Origin of the sequence: Dietzia sp. NCCP-2495, from assembly GCF_026011735.1 — a bacterium.
Classification (GTDB): Bacteria; Actinomycetota; Actinomycetes; order Mycobacteriales; family Mycobacteriaceae; genus Dietzia.
The window spans coordinates 1-18,339 of record NZ_BRVN01000005.1; the positions used below are offsets into that span (position 1 = coordinate 1).

An 18,339-nucleotide genomic window follows, 5' to 3' on the forward strand; every position below is an offset into this window, starting at 1 on the left:
CGAGCTCAGCCCAGCCCGGCCAAGCCCAGCGCGGCCCAACCCGGCCCCGCCCCGCCTAGAACAGCGTCCGCGGCCGCACACTGTTCGCCTGGTCCACGAGCCGGAACCGTTGCTGCCGGGTATCGGTGGACCGGGCGAGCGTCCGCAGCACCGTCTCCGCCCCGGTCCGCAGTCCGAACTCGGTGAACGGCACGTCCCGCATCAGCGGTGAGGGCGACGGCTCGTTGTCGGGGAGCTTGATCCAGTCCAGGGCGGTGATGAGCACTGTGAGTCGGATCTGGAAGGCCCGGTGCTCGCCGGCCGGCAGGTTCGCGACCCGGCGCGCGGCCTCCCTCAGGTGCGATTCCTCGGTCTCCTCGAGGGGCCGTCCCTGGCACAGCAGCAGGATCGTGGTGAGGGTGGCGAGTGTGGAGTACCGCGAGTTGGGTGGCACCTGGTCGAGTTCGGCGATCGCGGCGGTCACCTCACCGCGTCGTTGGAGCTGGCGTGCGAGCCCGAACGCGGAGCTGATCACGGACCGGTCGACCGACCACACGATGCGGTAGAAATGTTCGCTGGAGCGCGCCCACCTGTTCCGGTCGCTCTCGGGGCACACGTCGAGGATCAGTTCGGCGGTCGCGGCGAGAGCGAGTTTGGACCCGTTCTCACCCGGCATCGCCGACAGCACCTGCTGGAACTTGGGGTAGGCCCCGAGCGGGTCGCCCTTGAGGAGCGCCACAACTCCGTCGTACCAGGCCAGCCGCCATTCGGTTTTGCGCTTGTCGTCGTTCTCGTCCAGCAGCGCCTCGGCGGAGGCCAGGTCTCCGCTCTCGAGGTACGCACGGGCGAGGGACATGATCACGCCGGTGCTGGCGCGGACTTCGGAGTCCTTGTCCTCGTACAGGTCCATGAGGGTGTCGATGCGTTGTTCGGCGGACGTGTAGGAGGTGGCGGCGAGGATCCGGGAGGCCGGGTCGCCGGCTTCCATGAGGGGCACGGGGAGGGCGTTGACCAGTTCGGCACTGGTGAGGGTGGTGTCGCGGGCCTCGCCGTCGACGAGGAAGTCGGTGGGTTCGACGGTGTACAGGGTCCCGAAGGTGGACCGCTGCGGGGAGAACACCTGCGAAAAGGCGGGGTGCGGCGTGCCGGTGCGTAGTGCGAGTACTTCGCGGAGCACGCCCATGAGCTGCCCGGCCATGCCGGTGGCGGTGCGGAACCGCATGGTGGGGTCGGTGTTGGTGGACCGCTGGATGAACCGGTACAGGGAGTCGTAGCGGCTGAAGACGGGCTCCTCGACGGGGGAGGGGATGCCGTCGGCGTAGCGGCCGTCCACCACGGGGAGGCGGACGATCAGTGAGGCGAGGGTGCGTCCGACTGTGTAGAGGTCGGAGGCGACGGTCGGTCCGGTCTCGGGGATCTCGGGTGCCTGGAAACCGGGCGTGCCGTAGATGTGCCCGAAGTCGCCCACGCCGGAGACTGCGCCCATGTCGATCAGCTTCACGTGGTCTTCGGTGAGCATGATGTTCTCGGGCTTGAGGTCGTTGTAGACCAGCCCCACCGAGTGGAGGTACGAGAGGGCCTGGAGGACCTCGAGCACGTAGGCGATGGCCTTCTCGACCGGGAGCACGCGGCCGGGTGCGGCGCGTCGGACGTCGCGCAGGCTGGGGCCGCCGACGTATTCCATGACGATGTAGCCGCCGTGGGTCGGAGAGGTGGCCCAGTCGTCGTGGATGAAGTTGTAGATCCTCACGATCGAGGGGTGGGACAGCTCGGCGAGGATCTCGCGTTCGGCCACCGCGACTTCCTGCGCGGCGGCGTGGTCGGCGTGGAGCAGCCCCTTGAGCACCACCCAGCGGTCGGAGACGTTGTGGTCCACGGCCAGGTAGATCCAGCCCATCCCGCCGTGGGCGAGGGCGCCGCGCACCTCGTACTGGTCGGCGACGAGGTCGCCGGGGCGGAGTTCGGGGCGGGGGAGCCGTCCGTTCGAGGCGGCGCACTCGGCCTCGATCTCCTCATCGCTGAGCATGGCGGACGTGGGGTCGACCGGGATGATGTACGGGAGGTCGACCAGGCCCTCGGCGGCGAGGCTGGGCTTGTCCTCGGGCTTGTCGGGTTGGCGGATCCGGAACGGGGATCCGGTGGTCCGCTCGCCGGTATCCGAGGTGTGACCGGGCGTCGCGCCGTGTGAGGTGGAGGACGACCCCGACGACCCCGACGACCGCCCCGACCACGATCCCGACGACGACGACCCCGCCACCGGCACGGATTCGGTGGCGGAATCCGGGTCGTCGTCCCGGGCACGGGCAGGCCGGGGATCGGTGTCGTCGAGGAAGCTGGTCATGCTCACCGCGCCGGTGGCCTCGACCACGCCCGTGTGATCCATGGACCCGGTCGATTCCATCGCGCCAGTGTGTTCCATGGACCCGGTGGACTCCATGGCGCCGGTCGCCTCGAGCGGTCCCGTCGCGGCCACGCCCTCGGTCTGCGCCACGGCCTCGGTGTGCACGATCGCCTGGGTGCGGGCGTCGGGCTCGTCGTCGGGACGCTCGGTATCACTGTTCCGGATGCTCATCGCGGCGGCTCCGGGGTCGTCGACGGCTCGGGGAGGTACATCGGTTCGGGCATCCCGGGACTCGGACCGAGGCCGGAGAGCCAGGTCGAGTACATGCGGTTCCACGTGCCGTCGTTGCGGATCCGCTCGAGCGTCGAGTTGACCTGACGGACCAGACCGTCGGTGTTGTTCCGCCGCGTCGACTTGGCGATGCCCACGCCGTACGGTTCCGCATTGAGTCGCGGGCCCACGATCTGCAGGTACGGGTCCTGGGCGGTGATGCCGACGAGGATCGCGTCGTCGGTCGTGATGGCGTCAACCTGGTTCTGCTGGATGGCCACCAGGCAATCCGCCCACGTGTTGACCGACAGCACCGTGATGCGGTCCAGCGAGTCCCGCAGATGCGCCGCCGAGGTGGTGCCCGAGGCCACGCACACGCGTTTGCCCTCGAGATCCTCGATGGTCTCGATCCCGGAGCCGCGCACCGCCAAGACGCGCTGGTAGGCGCGGAAGTACGGGACGGAGAAGGTGATCCGCTCCCGACGCTCACACGTGATCGACATCGACCGGATCACCAGGTCGACACGGTCGTTCTCCAACGCCTGGATCCTGTTCGCCGACGTCAGTGACTGGAACTCGACCTGGTCGGGATTGCCGAAGATGTCCGCGGAGATCTCCCGCGCCAGGTCCACGTCGAAACCGGTGAGTTCGCCGGTGCCGGGATCGCGGAACGAGAAGAGGTTGGAACCCTGGTCCAGGCCCACGATCAGTCGGCCGCGGTCGAGGATCTCCGGGACCCGCTCGGCGGGCGGCTGGTCGTCGGGCGCCAGGCTGAGCAGGGGATTGCACGAGGTGTCCTCCGACGGTAGCTCCGACGGGATGCCGGTGCTCACCACCGCGCCGGCGGGAAGGGGCTGGACGGCGTCGACCTCGGGGATCCCCGCCTCGACCGGGTCGGCCGTCGAGGTTGCCGCGGCGTCGGTGGCGGGCTCACCTGCCGTTCCGGGCCCGGCGTTGTCGTCGTCGACACCACAGGCGCCCGTCGCCACCAGGGCCGCCACCAGGGCGCCCCCGACCACGCCCCGCAGGGACCGGTTCCCGGCTCTCCGTCGGCGCTGCACACCCGCCCCGCGCCCGGTCACAGGTACTCCCGGATCCGGGGCGCGATACCCACGACCACCGCGAACGCCGCGAGCGCGGACAGCGCCATGATGAGGTCCGGACCCGCCGAGGACGTGCGGCGGGCCTTGTCGATGCGGGTGCGCAGGGTCTCCCGGGCCTCCTCGATGGCGTTTTGCATCGACTCGTCGAAATCGTCGAACGCGGCACCCGAGTCGCCCGGGCTCTGGCCGGAGGAGATCGCGATCGCGCCCTGGTAGTCGCCCTGCTGGTACAGCGAGTCCGCGCGATTCTGGGCGGCCATCCACTGGTCGAGGGCGCCGATGGCGTCAGTGACGGCGCCGTTGTCGTCCAGGCTGGTGTCGCGGCCGGAGTCCTCGTCGTCCAGGTACACCGTCAGCGAGCTCCGGACTCCCTCCAGGATCCGGCCGCGCTCGGCGGCCGAGCTCTCCGGATCCGTACGCCGCACTAGGTTGAGCGTCTCCTGGGCGCGCACCTTCTGCGCGTTGATCCGCTGCCGCGTCAACTCGTTCATCGGCGCCGCGCCCTCGGACAATCCCCGCGCGTTGTCGTTCGCGGCGAGGAACCCGGCGACCATCGTGAGCAGGAACGACGCCACGACGAGCAGGGTCGCCATGGCGAGCGCCGGGTTCACGCGACGCGCGGTCAGGCGCCAGAGCCACTGCTGCAGCAGGATCAGCACCGCGATCGAGAGCATCAGCAGGAAGAACGAGCCCCACGGCGGCGACGACCACTCGCGGTCCGACTCGCCCACCGACGAGGACTGGCGGTCGTACAGATCGGCGGCCGCGGGGAGGATCGTGTCCTGCATGAGCGAGGACGCCGTGGCCAGATACGCCGAGCCCACGGGGTTGGCGACGCGGTTGTTGGTCCGCGCGGTCTCCACGAGGCCGGTGTAGGTGGCCAGTTGCGCGTTGATGTTCGCGAGCTGGTCGATGGACTCGGTGTCCGCGCGGTCCAGGCCCTGGGAGGCCGCGATGATCGCCGACGACGACGTGGCGATGGCCTCGAGATAACGGTCCCGCAGTTCCGGTGGTTCGATCCCGCCCGTGATGAACGCCGTGTTGGCCGCCGAGTCGGCGATGGTCAGCGAACTGTAGAGCGTCTGCGAGGCGTTGGCGACGGGCTCGACCTCGGCCAGGAGCGTCTCGTGGTGGGTCTGCCGCTGGGTGATGGTGGTCGACGCGACGATCCCGCCCAGCAACACCGACACGATCGCCACGATGGTGAACACCGACATCCGCCCCGGCGTCGTGAGCACGTCGTTCCAGAACCGCGCCGCGCGATGCCGCAGAGGGTGGCGCGAACCGACCGGGGCGGATGTGTCCTCCTTGGGGGCCGCGGGGACCTTGGGTCGTGGCAGGGTGGGAGTGGCCATCTGCTCACTCACCTCCCCGGTCCGGCGGTCCCGTCGGGCATCGAGTCGGACGGGCGTGGGACCCACGTTAGTGAAGTGGGGGCCGGTAGTCGGGCAGACTGGTCGTGAAGTCGGCAAGGTCGCGCCCGAAACGGTGGTGGACCCCAGCGGAGAAAGGTGGTCGACCGGTGGTGGTGATCGAGGGCGACGGTAACGGCTGGGTGGTGTCGGCGTCCGGTGAGCGACGGTGGGGACGCTACGGCGCCGCCGGCCTGCTGCTGCGCGCCGCCGACCCCGCCGACCCCGACACCCCGCTCGTCCTCCTCCAGCACCGGGCCGTGTGGACCGCCTCGGGTGACACCTGGGCGTTGCCGGGTGGCGCACGCGATTCGCACGAGGACGCGGCCACCGCTGCGCTGCGCGAGACGGAGGAGGAGGCAGAGATCCGGCCCGCCGACGTGACGGTGCGCTCCGAACGCGTCACCTCCCGGATGCCCGGCACCGTGTGGCACCGCCCCGGGCTGGACATGCGGCACGTCGCGGAGATGATGAGCCGGCTGCGGCCGGACCAGAAGCACACCGATGACGATTCTGGCTCCGGTGACGGTTCCGGCTCCGAGGCCGGCTCTGGTGACGGCTCCGCCTCCGGCGCCTCCGCTGCCCGGCCGAAGCTCGCGATCCCGCCGCTGGTCCAGGAGTCGACCGAACCGGTGGAATGGACCTACACGACCGTCGTGGCCGACGCGCCGCGGCCGCTGGAGACCGTGCCGAACAACGAGAGCCTGGAACTGCGGTGGGTGCCGGAGACCGAGGTCGCCGAGATGCCGTTGATGCCCGCCTTCGCCGCCGCCTGGGAGACGGGCCTGCGCTCGGAACCCGTCGAGCTGGTGGTCGACGTGGCCAACGTGCTGGGCTCCAGGCCGAACGGCTGGTGGAAGGACCGGGCCGGGGCGACGACGCGCCTGCTCGACGAGCTGGGAGCGGGGATGCCGCGCACGCTCGACCTGCCGGCGGGCGGTGATGCCGCCGCCGGACCTGACCGCGAGTTCGGTTGGGTGGCCCGTGCCCACGCCGTGATCGAGGGCGCCGCGCGGGACGCCGAGCACTCGGGTCCTTTCGCCATCCACCGCGCCGCCGGGTCGGGTGACGATGCGATCGTGGAGCTGGTTACGGCGCTGGTCACCGGGATGGTCACGGAGCCGGACACCGAACTGTCCACCGTGCAGAATGGCGGGCCCCGACGAGTGGTGGTGGTGACCGCCGATCGGGGACTGCGGGACAGGTTGCCGGGCGGTGTCGTCGTCGTCGGACCCAGGGCCATTCTCACCTGACCCGACCACGGCGACCTGACAACGGCGACCCGACCACGGCGATCCGCCCGGTGACCTGCCCACGGCGACCCGAGCTTGCGATCCCAGGAACGATTCAGGTGCGCGGGGCACACTGGTGACATGACTGACCGCCCCGAGATTCTCGTAGGCCCGCTGCTGCGTTACGTCGACGCCACCGAGGCCACGGTCTGGGTCGAGGTGTCGGCGCCGAGCCGCGTCACCATCCGGACCGGTGACGACGAGGTGACCGAAACCAGCTGGGGAGTGTTCGGGCACCACTTCGCCCTCCTCCACCTCACCGACCTCGACACCGGCGCCGAGACCCCGTACGAGGTGCTGCTCGACGGTGAGCTCGTCTGGCCGCTGGACCCCGAGCGGCCCAGCGTGATCCGCACCCCGCGCGCCGACGACACCGTGCGGCTGGCGTTCGGCTCGTGCCGCCGCGGCGAGAGTCTGACCCCGAGGGCGCTGCGCAAGATCGGCGCGGACTCGCTGGTGGCGCTCTCGCATCGGATGGCCTCGACCGACCACGACGACTGGCCCGACGCCATGCTCCTGCTCGGCGACCAGGTGTACGCGGACATCCCCAGCGAGGACATCGCCGAACGGCTGGCAGCGCGTCGGCGTGCCGGAGGCGGTCCCCAGTCGGTGCGCGACTCGGCCGGGGCGGGCGGCGACCGCGACGTCTCGGACGAGATCTGCGACTTCGAGGAATACTCCGGGCTCTACCACGAGTCATGGCGCGATCCGGACGTGCGGTGGCTGCTGTCGACCGTGCCGAGCTGCATGATCCTCGACGACCACGACCTACGCGACGACTGGAACTCCTCGCAATCGTGGCGGCGCGAGATGACCGCCCAGCCCTGGTGGCGGGACCGGGTCACCGGCGCGTTCTCGAGCTACTTTGTGTACCAGCACCTCGGCAACCTCGCCCCCGATGAGCTGGCTGAGAACGAGGTCTACCAGGCGATTCGTGCGGCCGACTCGGACAGTGAGCGGGAGCGGATCCTGTCCGACTTCGCTGTACGGGCCGACGCCGAGCGAGGGGCCTCCCAATGGAGCTACAAGCGTGACTTCGGCCGGGTGCGCGTGGTGATGCTCGACGTGCGTGCCTCCCGGCACCTCGAGCCCGAGGACCGACGCGTCATGGATTCTGCGGAATGGGAGTGGACGCGTCATGCCTGCCTCGACACGGACGTGGACCACCTGGTGATCGGGTCGTCGCTGCCTGCGTTCATGCTGCCCGCACTGCACCACCTCGAGGGCTGGAACGAGGCCGTCTCACGGGATCGGCCGAACAAGCCCCTCAGCGCCAGGCTGGGAGAGCGGATCCGCCTCGCCGTGGACCTCGAACACTGGGCGGCGTTCCGGAGAAGCTTCGACGACCTGGTGGGACTGCTCACCGAGGTCGCGGCGGGGAAGGCGGGGACAGTCGGGCAGGCGGGGCAGTCCGGACCTTCTGGGCAGCCAGGGCAGGCAGGGCAGGATGGGCAGGAGGGTGCAGCGCCGGCGTCGATCCTCATGCTCGGCGGTGACGTCCATTGTTCCTATCTGGAGGAGGTCGAGCTGACCGCGCCGGAGGCGGCCGGTTCGCCGACCCGCGTGCACCAGCTCGTCATGTCGCCTTTCCGAAATCCGCTACACAAGCCGATCCGCGTGGTGAACCGCCTCTCGGTGCGCGAGCCGTTGCCATCGGTGGCGCGCAGGTTGGCGCGAGCGGTCGGGGTTCGCGAACCGGCGGTGCGGTGGCGGATGACGAACGGCGTGTGGTTCGACAACGGCGTGATGACCCTCGTGCTGCGTGGCCGCAATGCTTCCGTGCAGGTCGACCACGCAGTGGTGGAATGGCCCGCCCGCGGCTTGGGCAAGCTGCTCACCCTGGTCCCCGGACTGGCACCCGACTCCTGGGGACGACAGCCAGACGGCGATTCCCTCGAGCGCAAGCCACGGCAGGTGCTCCGCCGCACGTTGACCAAGGATCTGACCGGCTGACCGGCTGACCGCGGATCTGCCCAGGTGGCCGCGTGGCCCCGCGGTCAGCCGGCTGCCACAACCGCTCGCCGTCTGCCCCGAGTGCTGCCGTGCGCCGCCCCTGCCCCGGCTTGTAGGCACAAGTGCGGGGCTTGTCGTCGTCACTGCGGGGATGTGCTCGGATTTTCGCAGTGTTGTCGACAAGCTTTTAGCGGGTTCCCCTCAGCGGCGGCCGGACGTGACGATCACGTCAGTCCAACGCCCCGCGCATCTGGCGGGCCGCGGTCGTGGGGTCGGCGGCTTCGGTGATCGCGCGCACCACCACGGCTCTGCTCGCGCCTGCGGCCAGTACCTCGTGCAGATTGCCGGTGTCGATCCCGCCGATCGCGAACCACGGCTTGACCTGGTCAGATGAATCCGAGCTCGCGTTCGAGCCGGAGCCCGCACCCGCGCGGCGGCTGCCCAGTCCGGCAGCGTGTCGGACCAGCTCGAGCCCCGGAGCGTGGCGGCCCGGCTTGGTGGGCGTCGGCCAGACCGGGCCGGTGCAGAAGTAGTCGATCAGCGGGTCCGCGGCGGCGGCGTCGACCTCGTCGGTCGCGTGGCAGGACATGCCCAGCAGCATCTCGTCACCTATGAACCGGCGCGCCCACCGAACGGGAAGGTCGTCCTGGCCGATGTGCAGGATGTCGGCGCCGGCGGCTGCAGCGATGTCGGCGCGGTCGTTGACGGACAGCAGCGCGCCGTGGGAATCGCACACCTCGCGCATCACGGCGAGCGCCCGCAGCTCGTGTCCGGCCTCCAACGGACCGTGCTCCCGCTCGCCGGGCGAGTTCTTGTCGCGCAGCTGCACCAGGTCGACCCCGCCGGTGAGGGCAGCGGTGACATCTCGCCGCAGTGCCGGAAAGTCGCCGGTCCAGCCCTCGTCGCGGGCCTGCTCGTCGAGATGCCGTCGGGCATCGATACACAGGTAGAGGCGGGCGCTGTCGAGGCGGGCGCGGAGGGCGTCGGCGCGGGAGGTCATGGAGCCCACAGTAGGTGGTGAGCTCTCGGTAGGCGGTGCCGGTCAGACATAGTCCGCCCGAGGGATCACCGTGGTGCCAGTCAGACTCGGTCCGCCCGCGGCATCACCATGGTGCCGGTCAGGGTCGGTCCGCCTGCCCCAGCATCGCAGTCAGCCCGAGCGCGACCAACCCGGTGACGGCCCCCACCAGGAGTCCGGTGCCCAGCGAGGAGATCGTCCCGGCCACACGGAAGATCACCTCCTGCACGTCCGGCGAGAGGTCGGCCAGGTTCCCGCCGAGTCGCGGGGCGGCATCGTCGAGCCCGACGGCCCACAGCACCTGGTGGGTGCCGGCGAGCAGCACTCCGTAGTGGCCGCCCACCGCGAGCAATGTGGTGAACGGCCGCTCGACGCGGGCCCGCAGGGTCACCACGATCCAGACGGCCAGCGGCACGAACCCCAGGAGAAGGTTGACGAAGGTCCCCTCGTGGACCAGGTCGAGGTCGTGGAGGATCACCCGCGGCACGGCGAGTAGCGCCAGGACCACCACGGTCACCAGCGACAGCCCCACAGCCGGGGGACGGGACGCGGCGGGTGCGGGGGCCGGCGGCCGCGAGGCGGGCGAGTCGGGGCCGGAGCCAGGCGGCGGCGAGGCCGGCGAGTCGGAAACGGAGGACGGAGGCTGGAAAGTGCTCATGACGCTGACGCTAGGGCCGACCGACACAAAAGGCACTGGTCCGAGCCTGGAATCCGGGTGCATCCCGGGGATCGCCCCCAGTGCGCGTCGGGGTAGGTTGGCGGCATGACCCCTACCCCTCCCGCTCGTCGCATCGCTGTGATCGGCGGCTCGGTGATCGGTCTGGCCTGCGCCTGGGTCATCGCCCGTGAGCTCCCGGATGCCGAGGTCGTGATCCACGAGCCCGATGACTCCGGCCCCGACGGCGTCCCCACCTCGGGCGCGGCCTGGGTCGCAGGAGGCATGCTCGCCCCCTTCAGCGAGGCGTGGCCGGGCGAGACGGAGGTGTTCGCCCTCGGCGTGGCGTCTCTACGCCTGTGGAACGGCTTCCTCGATGCGCTCGCCCCGTACGCACCGCCCGGCACGTCGATCCGCAGCGCCACCCACACGCACATGCTGGCCGTGGACGACGCGGATGCGCGCGACCTCGAGATGGCGATGTCGTGGGCGGTGGGCAACGACGCCGTCGTCGTCGGCGGGGTGACCAGCACCGACCTGCGACGCGTCACCCGGCGCGAACTCCGCGAGGCCGAACCGTCGCTCGCGCGCGTCGCGCGCGCCGCCTACCGCATGGACTCCGAGGGCGCCGTGGACAACCGCGTCCTCCTGGCCGCCCTGACCCGCGCGTGCCGCGCCGAGGGTGTCACGTGGGTGCGGGGCGCGGTGGACAGTCTTGACGACGACGACATCGACGCCGACCGCCTCGTCCTGGCCGCAGGCGCGGGGTCCGCGGCTCTCGCCGGGCTGCCAATCCGACCGGTCAAGGGGGAGGTCCTGCGGTTGCGGGCCAGGCCCGGCTGCGAGGACGCTCCGCGGGGAGTTGTCCGGGCGTTCGTGCGCGGTCGCCCGCTGTACCTCGTGCCCCGCGACGGTGGGCTCGTGGTGGGGGCGACGCAGTACGAGCACGGGGACGATCGGCAGGTCACCGTCGGGGGAGTGCGGGACCTGCTCGCGGATGCGGAGACGATCTTCCCTGGGATCGGCGAGTACGAGCTGGCCGAGATGATCGCCGGGCTGCGGCCGATGGCTCCGGATAATCTGCCGATCCTCGGCGCTGACCCCGACGACCCGCGGCTCGTGTACGCCACGGGTCACGGCCGTAACGGGATCGCGCTCACTCCCATCACGGCGGCGACTGTGCTCGCGGCCGTGCAGGGGTGTCCAGTTCCCGAGGCGGCGCGTGCGGCCGGGGTGCAGCGGCTGCGGCGCGGGTGAGCGCGGGGTGCAGCCGCGGGGTGAGCGCGCGGTGAGCTTCGGACGGGCGCGGGTGTGGTGCGCGGCTGTGGGGTGCGACTGCGGGGTGTCGGGCGGGTGACTATCGTAGAGGCCAGCTTTGCCAGTGTCCCCGAGGAGGTCACATGATCGTCACCGTGAACGGTGAGGACCGTACGCTCACCGACGGCGCCACCGTGCGCGCCCTCGTCACCGAGATGGACCTGCCCGACGACGGCGTGGCGATCGCCGTGAACGGCATGGTGGTGCCCTGCTCGAGCTGGGACCAGTCTCCGCTCGATGCCGGCGCGGAGGTGGACATCCTCACGGCGGTCCAGGGTGGCTGAGCCGGCCGCCCCTGCCTGTCCCGACCTGCCCGTCGCGGCGCAGATCGCCGGAGTGCTGGACTCGCCGCTGGTGATCGCGGGCGAGGAGATCCCGTCGCGGCTCATCACCGGAACCGGCGGCGCCGGCAACCAAGAGGTGCTGCGCGAGGCGCTCATCGCCTCCGGTACCGCGCTGACCACGGTCTCGATCCGAAAGGTCGACATGCGCCTGGGCTCGGAGGGGCCCGGCCTGCTCGGAATGCTGCGTGAACTCGGCATCCGCCCGCTGCCCAACACGGCCGGCTGCCGTGGCGCTGCGGAGGCGGTCAAGACCGCCCGGCTCGCGCGTGAGGCGCTGGGCACCAACTGGGTCAAGCTCGAGGTGATCGCCGACGAGCGCACCCTGCTACCGGACGCGATCGAGCTCGTCGAGGCGGCGGAAGACCTGGTCGACGACGGTTTCGTCGTGCTGCCCTACACCACCGACGATCCCGTCCTCGCCCGTCGGCTGGAGGATGTGGGCTGCGCGGCGGTCATGCCGCTGGGTGCGCCGATCGGGACCGGGCTGGGCATCTCCAACCCGCACAATCTGGAGATGATCGTCGAACGCGCCGGGGTGCCGGTGATCTGCGACGCCGGGATCGGCACCGCCTCCGACGCCGCGCTGGCCATGGAGCTCGGATGCGACGGCGTGCTGCTCGCGACCGCCGTGACCCGCGCGGAGAATCCACCGCTCATGGCCGCTGCGATGCGCGAGGCGGTCCGCGCCGGGTACGCCGCGCGCCTGGCCGGGCGCATCCCCAAGCGGTTCTGGGCGCAGGCGTCGAGTCCGCCGATCGACTGACGGCGTCGGACCCACGGTTCACGGGGGTGGCTGTCGCGAACGGGTCTGGGTAGGTCTGAAAGCTCGTTGCGAACGGACCTGGAGCAGTTCGGGTGACCGACCCGAACTGGCCTGGGCGGGCTCGCCGCCGTGCCAGGGTGGAGGAATGAGCGAATCCACGTCGGCCCGCGGCCTCCCCGCGGACGCCACCTGGTGTGAGGCGCCGGCGGACTACATCGTCCAGACCTACTTCGTCCTGCGCCTCGTGATCGCCGGCGGCGCCCTGCTCCTCCCCGCGGTTCTGCTCCTGTGGGCGGCGGCGGACCCGGCGGTGCCGATGCAGCATTCGATCAGTGCCTTCTACTACACGCGGGCGCGCGGGGTCTTTGTCGGCGCGGTGGTGGCGATCGGTGTCGCGCTGCTGGCCTATCGCGGCTACACGCGAGGGTCGAATCTGCTCCTCAACACAGCCGGGATCTTCTCGATCGTCGTGGCGTTGGTCCCCACGACCGACCCGTCGACGGGCGAGACGGATCCCGGCAACATCATCCACGCCGTGGTCGCGCTGGCGTTCTTCATCTTCGCAGCCCTGTCGATCGTGTTCTACGGCCACACGACTGTCAGCGACATCCCAGACCCGCGCTCGCAGCGGAGGTACCGTGCCGTCTACCGCGTGATCACGGCGACCGTCGTGGTGCTGCCGGTGATCGCATTCGTCCTCGCCTGGAACGTGGAGCATGACGCGACGTTGTTCATCGTCGAGACCGCAGCGCTGTATGCGTTCGCGACCTTCTGGCTGATCAAGACCTACGAACTCTCGAGGTCGCACAGTCAGCTGAAGATCATCTAGCCCTCGGAGCGCCCGTGGTCGCGCCGGACCCGCCGGACACCTACTCCGCCCATGAGCGCGATCCCGGTGACCCGGACCGTGGGAGCGCCCGGCGGGGCCTTGCGGACCGGCCGCCGGTCATGGCGTCCGGAATCGTTCTGTTCGGCGAAACCGCCCATGATGCCGAGACCGTCGACCACGACGTGGATGTCGTCCGGGACCACGATCTCCATCCCTCCCCAGAAGACGATTGCCCGGATGGTGGTCTCACGGGATTCCAGCGTGGCCTCCGTGAGGTCGAGCGCCACTCCGCCCATCACGGCGACGGCCGTGTGCTCGGCCGGAACCGTCCACTCGCCCTTGCGGTCGCACCCACTCATGACCGCCAGCGACGTCGACGGTCCTGGTCCGCCGGTGACGCGGTTGACGGGCGCCCCCGCCGTGACCGGAGTGACCTGCGGGCCGGAGTCATGTCGACGGGCGGGGGAGAGGTCTGCCGTGAGCCGTGTGAGATCGGTCTGGAACCGTGCCTGGTACGCCTCTGTCGTGCGGTCGTCGAACTCGGCCAGCGTGAGACGCCCCTCGGAGAACGCATGTTGGAGGATCTGCGCGGTCACGTGCCGCTCAGCATCAGACGCGCGCACCTGCGGAACGTTGCTGTGCTGGTCAGGCGCCGGCGAGCGGTTGCTGTGCGGGTTGCTGCTGTTCGAGTCGTTGCCGTGCGGGTCGTTGCCGTGCGAGTCGTTGCCGTGCGGGTCACTTCCGGCGTCGTCCATGTCGCCAGCGTAGTGCCCTAAAGCCTCAGTACCGCACGCGATGTGAAAGATTCTCGGGATGCAGCGCCCGGCGTACACCCACCTCACGCCGGGATTTCGGCAGCTCCCCGCCGGGACCTGAACGCCCAGTGAGGAGGAGCACGCGCGTCGAGTGCCCTGTGCCAGGCAGAATGTGCACCATGATCGAGGTACGCAATCTGACCAAACGCTACGGCGCGGCCACCGCCGTCGACGACCTCACCTTCACGGTGCGGCCCGGCGTCGTCACCGGCTTCCTCGGGCCCAACGGCGCGGGTAAGTCCACGACGATGCGGATGATCGTCGGACTCGACACCCCGACCTCCGGAGAGGCGCTGATCAACGGCGTGCCCTTCCGTCAGCTCGAGGACCCCTCCGGGACGGTGGGCTGCCTGCTCGATGCGTCGTGGACGCATGCCAACCGCTCCGCTGGCGCTCACCTGAAGTCGATCGCCGCGGCAGCGGGGATCTCCAAGACCCGGGTCGACGAGGTCCTCGGACTGGTGGGACTCGCCGATGTCGCTGGCCGCAAGGTCGGCGGCTACTCGCTCGGCATGCGCCAGCGACTCGGCCTGGCCACCGCGATGCTCGGCGACCCCGAGGTGCTGCTCTTCGACGAGCCCGTCAACGGTCTTGACCCCGAGGGCATCCTCTGGATCCGACGATTCATGCACGCGCGGGCGGCGGAGGGGCGCACCGTGCTGGTGTCCTCGCACCTGCTGTCGGAGATGGCGCAGACCGCCCAGGACCTCGTGGTGATCGGGCGCGGACAGTTGCGTGCCCAGACCTCGGTCGACGAGTTCCTCGCGACCGGGAAGTCGGCGGTCGTATTCCGCACTCCGCACCACGAGGAGTTCTCGGCCGCCGCCGTCGAGGAGGGGATCGCCGCGGAGTACGACGAGGCGGCGGGCGTGTTCCACATCGACGGCGTGAGCGCTCAGCAGGTCGGCGAGTTGTCCGCCAGCTTGGGGATCACCGTTCATGAACTGACCGAGAAGCGGGCGTCGCTGGAGGAGGCCTTCATGGCACTCACCGATCAGGACGTCGAGTACCACGGCGAGGAGTCCGCCCGATGAACCTTCTGAAGTCCGAGTGGATCAAGGCCACCAGCACCAAGAGCGCCTACTGGCTGTACGGTATCGGTCTCGCCCTGGCGGCGGGGATCGCCATTCTCGTGGGTCAGATGGAGAAGTCCTCCGGTGGCGACCCCGTCGCGGGCCCGGCCGGCCCCGGTAGCGACCCGTTGATGGCGATCCTCGGCGCGAATGTCTTCACCGTGTTGCTCGTGTGGATCGCGGCGATAGTTGCCGTGACCGGCGAGTACCGCTATCACACGATCCGCACCACCTTCCTGGTCACGCCCTCTAGATGGAAGGCCGTGGTCGCCAAAACGGTCCTGTTCACGGTCTCGTCGGTGGTCGTGGTCGCCGTCGCCATCGTCCTCGCGCTCCTCATCGCCGGCTCGCTCTCCGGCAACGAGAACTGGACCCCGTTCTCCGGTCAGGGGCTGACCTACCTGTGGCGGTTCCCGGTCTACGCCGGCCTGGGCACGCTCGCGGTGATGGGACTGGCGTACGTCATGCGCAATGCCGCCGGGACGATCTCGCTGTTCCTCGTGTGGATCCTCGCGCTGGAGGGCATGGTCGCCCTGATCCCGGAGGTGGGACCGAAGATCGCCGGTTGGATGCCGTTCGCGAACGGTGATTTCTGGACGCAGGGAGAGTCAGTACGCGGTCACATCACGTGGGACCAGTGGCCTGCATTCGCCTGGTTCGCCGGCGTGTGTGTCGTGCTGTGGGCCATCGGATTGGTTCTCACGCTGCGCCGCGACGCCTGACTCGAGCGCCAGCGCAGGAGCGCCGCGACGCCTGACTCGAGCACCACGCACGCGCCCGGAACGGATCGTTCCGGGCGCGTTCGCGTGTGCGCTGCCGGCCGAGCCCGGTCAGTTCGTGCTGATCGGCAGGTAGACCCTGCCTCCGGCGTCGGCGAACTCGGTCGACTTCTCCGCCATCCCGGCCTCGATCGCCTCCACTGTGTCGAGGCCGTGCTCGGCGGCGTAGTCGCGGATGTCCTGCGAGATGCGCATCGAGCAGAACTTCGGCCCGCACATCGAGCAGAAGTGAGCGGTCTTGGCCGGTTCGGCGGGCAGGGTCTCGTCGTGGAACTCGCGGGCGGTGTCGGGGTCGAGGGACAGGGCGAACTGGTCGCGCCACCGGAACTCGAAGCGCGCCGTGCTCAGCGCATCGTCCCGCTCCTGCGCCCGCGGGTGCCCCTTGGCCAGGTCGGCGGAGTGGGCGGCGATCTTGTAGGTGATCACGCCGGTCTTCACGTCATCGCGGTTCGGCAGCCCGAGGTGCTCCTTGGGTGTGACGTAGCAGAGCATCGCGGTACCGGCCTCGGCGATGCGGGCGGCACCGATCGCGCTGGTGATGTGGTCGTATCCCGGCGCGATATCGGTTGCGAGTGGTCCGAGCGTGTAGAACGGCGCCTCGTCGCACCACTGTTCCTCGAGTCGGACGTTCTCCACGATCTTGTCCATCGGCACGTGGCCGGGCCCCTCGATCATCACCTGCACGCCGTGCGCCTTGGCCACCCGCGTCAGCTCGCCGAGGGTCCGCAGCTCGGCGAACTGGGCCTCGTCGTTCGCGTCGGCGATCGAGCCGGGACGCAGTCCGTCGCCGAGGGAGAAGGTCACGTCGTAGCCGGCCAGGATCTCGCACAGTTCGGCGAAGTGGGTGTAGAGGAACGACTCCCGGTGATGCGCCAGGCACCACGCGGCCATGATCGAGCCGCCGCGCGAGACGATGCCGGTCACCCGCTTTGCGGCCAACGGCACGTACCGCAGCAGGACGCCAGCGTGGACGGTCATGTAGTCCACTCCCTGTTCGCACTGCTCGATCACCGTGTCCCGGTACAGTTCCCAGGTCAGTTTCGCCGGGTCGCCGCCGACCTTCTCCAGCGCCTGGTAGATCGGCACGGTGCCCACAGGGACGGGCGAGTTGCGGAGGATCCACTCGCGGGTGGCGTGGATGTCGGCGCCGGTCGACAGGTCCATGATCGTGTCGGCGCCCCACCGGATGGCCCACACCATCTTCTCGACCTCCTCGGCGATCGAGCTGGTCACCGCCGAATTGCCGATGTTGGCGTTGATCTTGGTCGCGAACCGCTTGCCGATGATCATCGGTTCGCTCTCGGGGTGCCGGTGGTTGGCGGGGATCACCGCGCGTCCCGCCGCGACCTCCGCGCGGACCACCTCCACGTCCACGCCCTCGCGCGCGGCGACGAACCGCATCTCGGGAGTGACCAGGCCCGCACGTGCCCAGGCCAGCTGGGTCCGGATCTGGTCAGTCCCGACCTGGTGGGTGCGGGCCGAGGGAGAAGAAGATGAGGATGACGACGACGACGTCTCCGCCCCGTTCCCCGAGACCGGGACCGGTTCCGGATGAGTCCAGTCGTTCCGGGTGCGAGGGAGGCCCAGTGCGAGGTCGTGGCATTCGGCAGCGGTGGCATACCCGGTATACGGGCCCGAGGTGTCATAGGCATCGAACGAGGTGCCGTCGGTCAGGTTGATGCGCCGCACGGGCACCTGCATCGTGGTGGCCCGCTCGGATGCGGCGTCGGCAGGGCCGGACGCGGTGGCGTCAGCTCCGGACGTGGTGGCGTCAGCGCCGGGTATGTCCACGGAGCGGTATGCCTTGGTGCTCGAGTAGATGGGGCCGCACGTCACGGTCTCAACAGGTGTCGAGGTGTGCGCGAGTGCAGAATCGTGTGTAGCCATGAGAATTCCAGAACTCCCTACGCCGGCATGATCCGGACAGGTTCTACGGTCGACGACCCGGCTGGTCGTCCTCTCAGCCCACGCTCCGAAGCGGGCTCCCGTGTGGATGGGTTATGAAGTTGTGTCGTCGGAGGCTAACACCGCGAGTAGGCTCGATGGAAGTAGAACGGTCGGGCAGAGGAGTCGAGATGTCGTCAGAAACGTCGTTGAAGCTGGTCCACAACGCGGACCGGGATCGTTTCGAGATGTGGGACGGCGAGACGTTCATGGGCCTCGTCGGCTACGAGCGGGACGGGGACGTCTGCATCCTCCTGCACACCGTGATCGAGGAACGATTCGGGCAACAGGGCATCGCTCGCCTGCTCGTCAGCCTCGTTTTGACCCGCATGCGGCTCGACGGGGTCAAGATCCGTCCCGTGTGCAGTTAAGTGCGTCGATTCCTCGTCAGGTTCCCCGAGTACCAGTTGCTCGTCGCGCCCGCTTGAGGCGTCCTCCGCACGAAACCCTGC

The 18,339-nt window shown here is 69.7% G+C and carries 16 protein-coding genes and 1 riboswitch; of the genes, 9 read left to right on the forward strand and 7 right to left on the reverse strand.

Annotated elements, in window-relative coordinates; translation table 11 throughout:
• Window positions 1–55: 55 nt before the first annotated feature.
• Genes OPF83_RS06505 through OPF83_RS06515 form a run of 3 tightly spaced genes read right to left on the reverse strand, consistent with a single transcriptional unit; the run spans window position 56 to window position 5,048 of the window.
• Window positions 56–2,551, reverse strand: a complete 2,496-nt coding sequence (locus tag OPF83_RS06505; protein ID WP_264886460.1) for a serine/threonine protein kinase — start codon at window positions 2,549–2,551, stop codon at window positions 56–58.
• Window positions 2,548–3,651, reverse strand: a complete 1,104-nt coding sequence (locus OPF83_RS06510; protein ID WP_375546225.1) for a glutamate ABC transporter substrate-binding protein — start codon at window positions 3,649–3,651, stop codon at window positions 2,548–2,550. The genes OPF83_RS06505 and OPF83_RS06510 overlap by 4 nt, the downstream gene beginning before the upstream one ends.
• A gap of 17 nt (window positions 3,652–3,668) precedes the next feature.
• The gene (locus tag OPF83_RS06515) at window positions 3,669–5,048 is read right to left on the reverse strand and encodes a hypothetical protein (protein ID WP_264886462.1); all 1,380 of its coding nucleotides are present in this window, start codon (window positions 5,046–5,048) and stop codon (window positions 3,669–3,671) included.
• A gap of 167 nt (window positions 5,049–5,215) precedes the next feature.
• Between OPF83_RS06515 and OPF83_RS06520 the strand changes: the two genes are divergently transcribed.
• Window positions 5,216–6,358 carry an NUDIX domain-containing protein gene (locus tag OPF83_RS06520; protein WP_264886464.1) on the forward strand — a complete coding sequence of 381 codons (1,143 nt, stop codon included), beginning with the start codon at window positions 5,216–5,218 and terminating at the stop codon, window positions 6,356–6,358.
• Between the two features lie 120 nt (window positions 6,359–6,478).
• Window positions 6,479–8,350 (forward strand): alkaline phosphatase D family protein, encoded by a 1,872-nt coding sequence (locus tag OPF83_RS06525; protein WP_264886465.1) that lies wholly within the window; start codon window positions 6,479–6,481, stop codon window positions 8,348–8,350.
• A gap of 229 nt (window positions 8,351–8,579) precedes the next feature.
• On the opposite strand, the gene thiE is transcribed toward OPF83_RS06525, so the two are convergent.
• Window positions 8,580–9,350, reverse strand: coding sequence for a thiamine phosphate synthase (gene thiE, locus OPF83_RS06530; protein ID WP_264886466.1), 771 nt, complete (start codon window positions 9,348–9,350; stop codon window positions 8,580–8,582).
• A gap of 118 nt (window positions 9,351–9,468) precedes the next feature.
• Complete coding sequence (locus OPF83_RS06535; RefSeq protein ID WP_264886467.1) at window positions 9,469–10,026, reverse strand: hypothetical protein; 558 nt, start codon at window positions 10,024–10,026, stop codon at window positions 9,469–9,471.
• 105 nt (window positions 10,027–10,131) lie between these two features.
• Here OPF83_RS06535 and thiO point away from each other — a divergent pair, with 105 nt between their 5' ends.
• The 4 genes from thiO (at window position 10,132) to OPF83_RS06555 (ending at window position 13,276) form a co-directional block, all read left to right on the forward strand.
• Complete coding sequence (gene thiO, locus OPF83_RS06540) at window positions 10,132–11,280, forward strand: glycine oxidase ThiO (RefSeq protein WP_264886468.1); 1,149 nt, start codon at window positions 10,132–10,134, stop codon at window positions 11,278–11,280.
• A 143-nt stretch (window positions 11,281–11,423) separates the two neighbouring features.
• Window positions 11,424–11,624: a sulfur carrier protein ThiS gene (gene thiS, locus OPF83_RS06545; protein WP_264886469.1), complete on the forward strand. Its 201-nt coding sequence runs from the start codon at window positions 11,424–11,426 to the stop codon at window positions 11,622–11,624.
• Between the two features lie 52 nt (window positions 11,625–11,676).
• Window positions 11,677–12,447 carry a thiazole synthase gene (locus OPF83_RS06550; RefSeq protein WP_264886666.1) on the forward strand — a complete coding sequence of 257 codons (771 nt, stop codon included), beginning with the start codon at window positions 11,677–11,679 and terminating at the stop codon, window positions 12,445–12,447.
• A gap of 145 nt (window positions 12,448–12,592) precedes the next feature.
• Window positions 12,593–13,276 (forward strand): DUF998 domain-containing protein, encoded by a 684-nt coding sequence (locus OPF83_RS06555; RefSeq protein WP_264886471.1) that lies wholly within the window; start codon window positions 12,593–12,595, stop codon window positions 13,274–13,276.
• On the opposite strand, the gene OPF83_RS06560 is transcribed toward OPF83_RS06555, so the two are convergent.
• Entirely contained in the window at window positions 13,273–14,031 is a 759-nt protein-coding gene (locus OPF83_RS06560; RefSeq protein ID WP_264886472.1) for a DUF1707 domain-containing protein, read from the reverse strand. The two genes, OPF83_RS06555 and OPF83_RS06560, sit on opposite strands and share 4 nt — an antisense overlap.
• A gap of 179 nt (window positions 14,032–14,210) precedes the next feature.
• On the opposite strand from OPF83_RS06560, the gene OPF83_RS06565 reads away from it, so the two are divergent.
• On the forward strand, window positions 14,211–15,125 hold the full coding sequence (locus OPF83_RS06565) for an ABC transporter ATP-binding protein (RefSeq protein ID WP_264886473.1): 915 nt from the start codon (window positions 14,211–14,213) through the stop codon (window positions 15,123–15,125).
• A complete protein-coding gene (locus OPF83_RS06570) occupies window positions 15,122–15,886 on the forward strand; it encodes an ABC transporter permease (protein ID WP_264886474.1) in 765 nt (254 codons plus the stop codon). Before OPF83_RS06565 ends, OPF83_RS06570 begins: the two co-directional genes overlap by 4 nt.
• A gap of 108 nt (window positions 15,887–15,994) precedes the next feature.
• Here the strand turns inward: OPF83_RS06570 and thiC are convergent, their stop codons facing one another.
• A complete protein-coding gene (gene thiC / locus OPF83_RS06575; protein WP_375546226.1) occupies window positions 15,995–17,644 on the reverse strand; it encodes a phosphomethylpyrimidine synthase ThiC in 1,650 nt (549 codons plus the stop codon).
• Window positions 17,645–17,827: 183 nt separating this feature from the next.
• Window positions 17,828–17,942, reverse strand: a riboswitch (TPP riboswitch).
• A gap of 76 nt (window positions 17,943–18,018) precedes the next feature.
• Here thiC and OPF83_RS06580 point away from each other — a divergent pair.
• Window positions 18,019–18,258, forward strand: a complete 240-nt coding sequence (locus OPF83_RS06580) for a GNAT family N-acetyltransferase (RefSeq protein ID WP_264886477.1) — start codon at window positions 18,019–18,021, stop codon at window positions 18,256–18,258.
• The last annotated feature ends 81 nt before the right edge of the window (window positions 18,259–18,339 follow it).

What these genes read in the sequence shown, in the direction of transcription:
- OPF83_RS06555 (WP_264886471.1), top strand. Translation starts at nt 12,593, where the DNA reads ATGAGCGAATCCACGTCGGCCCGCGGCCTCCCCGCGGACGCCACCTGG.
- OPF83_RS06505 (WP_264886460.1), bottom strand. Translation starts at nt 2,551, where the DNA reads ATGAGCATCCGGAACAGTGATACCGAGCGTCCCGACGACGAGCCCGAC.
- thiC (WP_375546226.1), bottom strand. Translation starts at nt 17,644, where the DNA reads ATGCAGGTGCCCGTGCGGCGCATCAACCTGACCGACGGCACCTCGTTC.
- OPF83_RS06515 (WP_264886462.1), bottom strand. Translation starts at nt 5,048, where the DNA reads ATGGCCACTCCCACCCTGCCACGACCCAAGGTCCCCGCGGCCCCCAAG.
- OPF83_RS06560 (WP_264886472.1), bottom strand. Translation starts at nt 14,031, where the DNA reads ATGGACGACGCCGGAAGTGACCCGCACGGCAACGACTCGCACGGCAAC.
- thiE (WP_264886466.1), bottom strand. Translation starts at nt 9,350, where the DNA reads ATGACCTCCCGCGCCGACGCCCTCCGCGCCCGCCTCGACAGCGCCCGC.
- OPF83_RS06580 (WP_264886477.1), top strand. Translation starts at nt 18,019, where the DNA reads ATGTCGTCAGAAACGTCGTTGAAGCTGGTCCACAACGCGGACCGGGAT.
- thiO (WP_264886468.1), top strand. Translation starts at nt 10,132, where the DNA reads ATGACCCCTACCCCTCCCGCTCGTCGCATCGCTGTGATCGGCGGCTCG.
- OPF83_RS06535 (WP_264886467.1), bottom strand. Translation starts at nt 10,026, where the DNA reads ATGAGCACTTTCCAGCCTCCGTCCTCCGTTTCCGACTCGCCGGCCTCG.
- thiS (WP_264886469.1), top strand. Translation starts at nt 11,424, where the DNA reads ATGATCGTCACCGTGAACGGTGAGGACCGTACGCTCACCGACGGCGCC.
- OPF83_RS06525 (WP_264886465.1), top strand. Translation starts at nt 6,479, where the DNA reads ATGACTGACCGCCCCGAGATTCTCGTAGGCCCGCTGCTGCGTTACGTC.
- OPF83_RS06570 (WP_264886474.1), top strand. Translation starts at nt 15,122, where the DNA reads ATGAACCTTCTGAAGTCCGAGTGGATCAAGGCCACCAGCACCAAGAGC.
- OPF83_RS06565 (WP_264886473.1), top strand. Translation starts at nt 14,211, where the DNA reads ATGATCGAGGTACGCAATCTGACCAAACGCTACGGCGCGGCCACCGCC.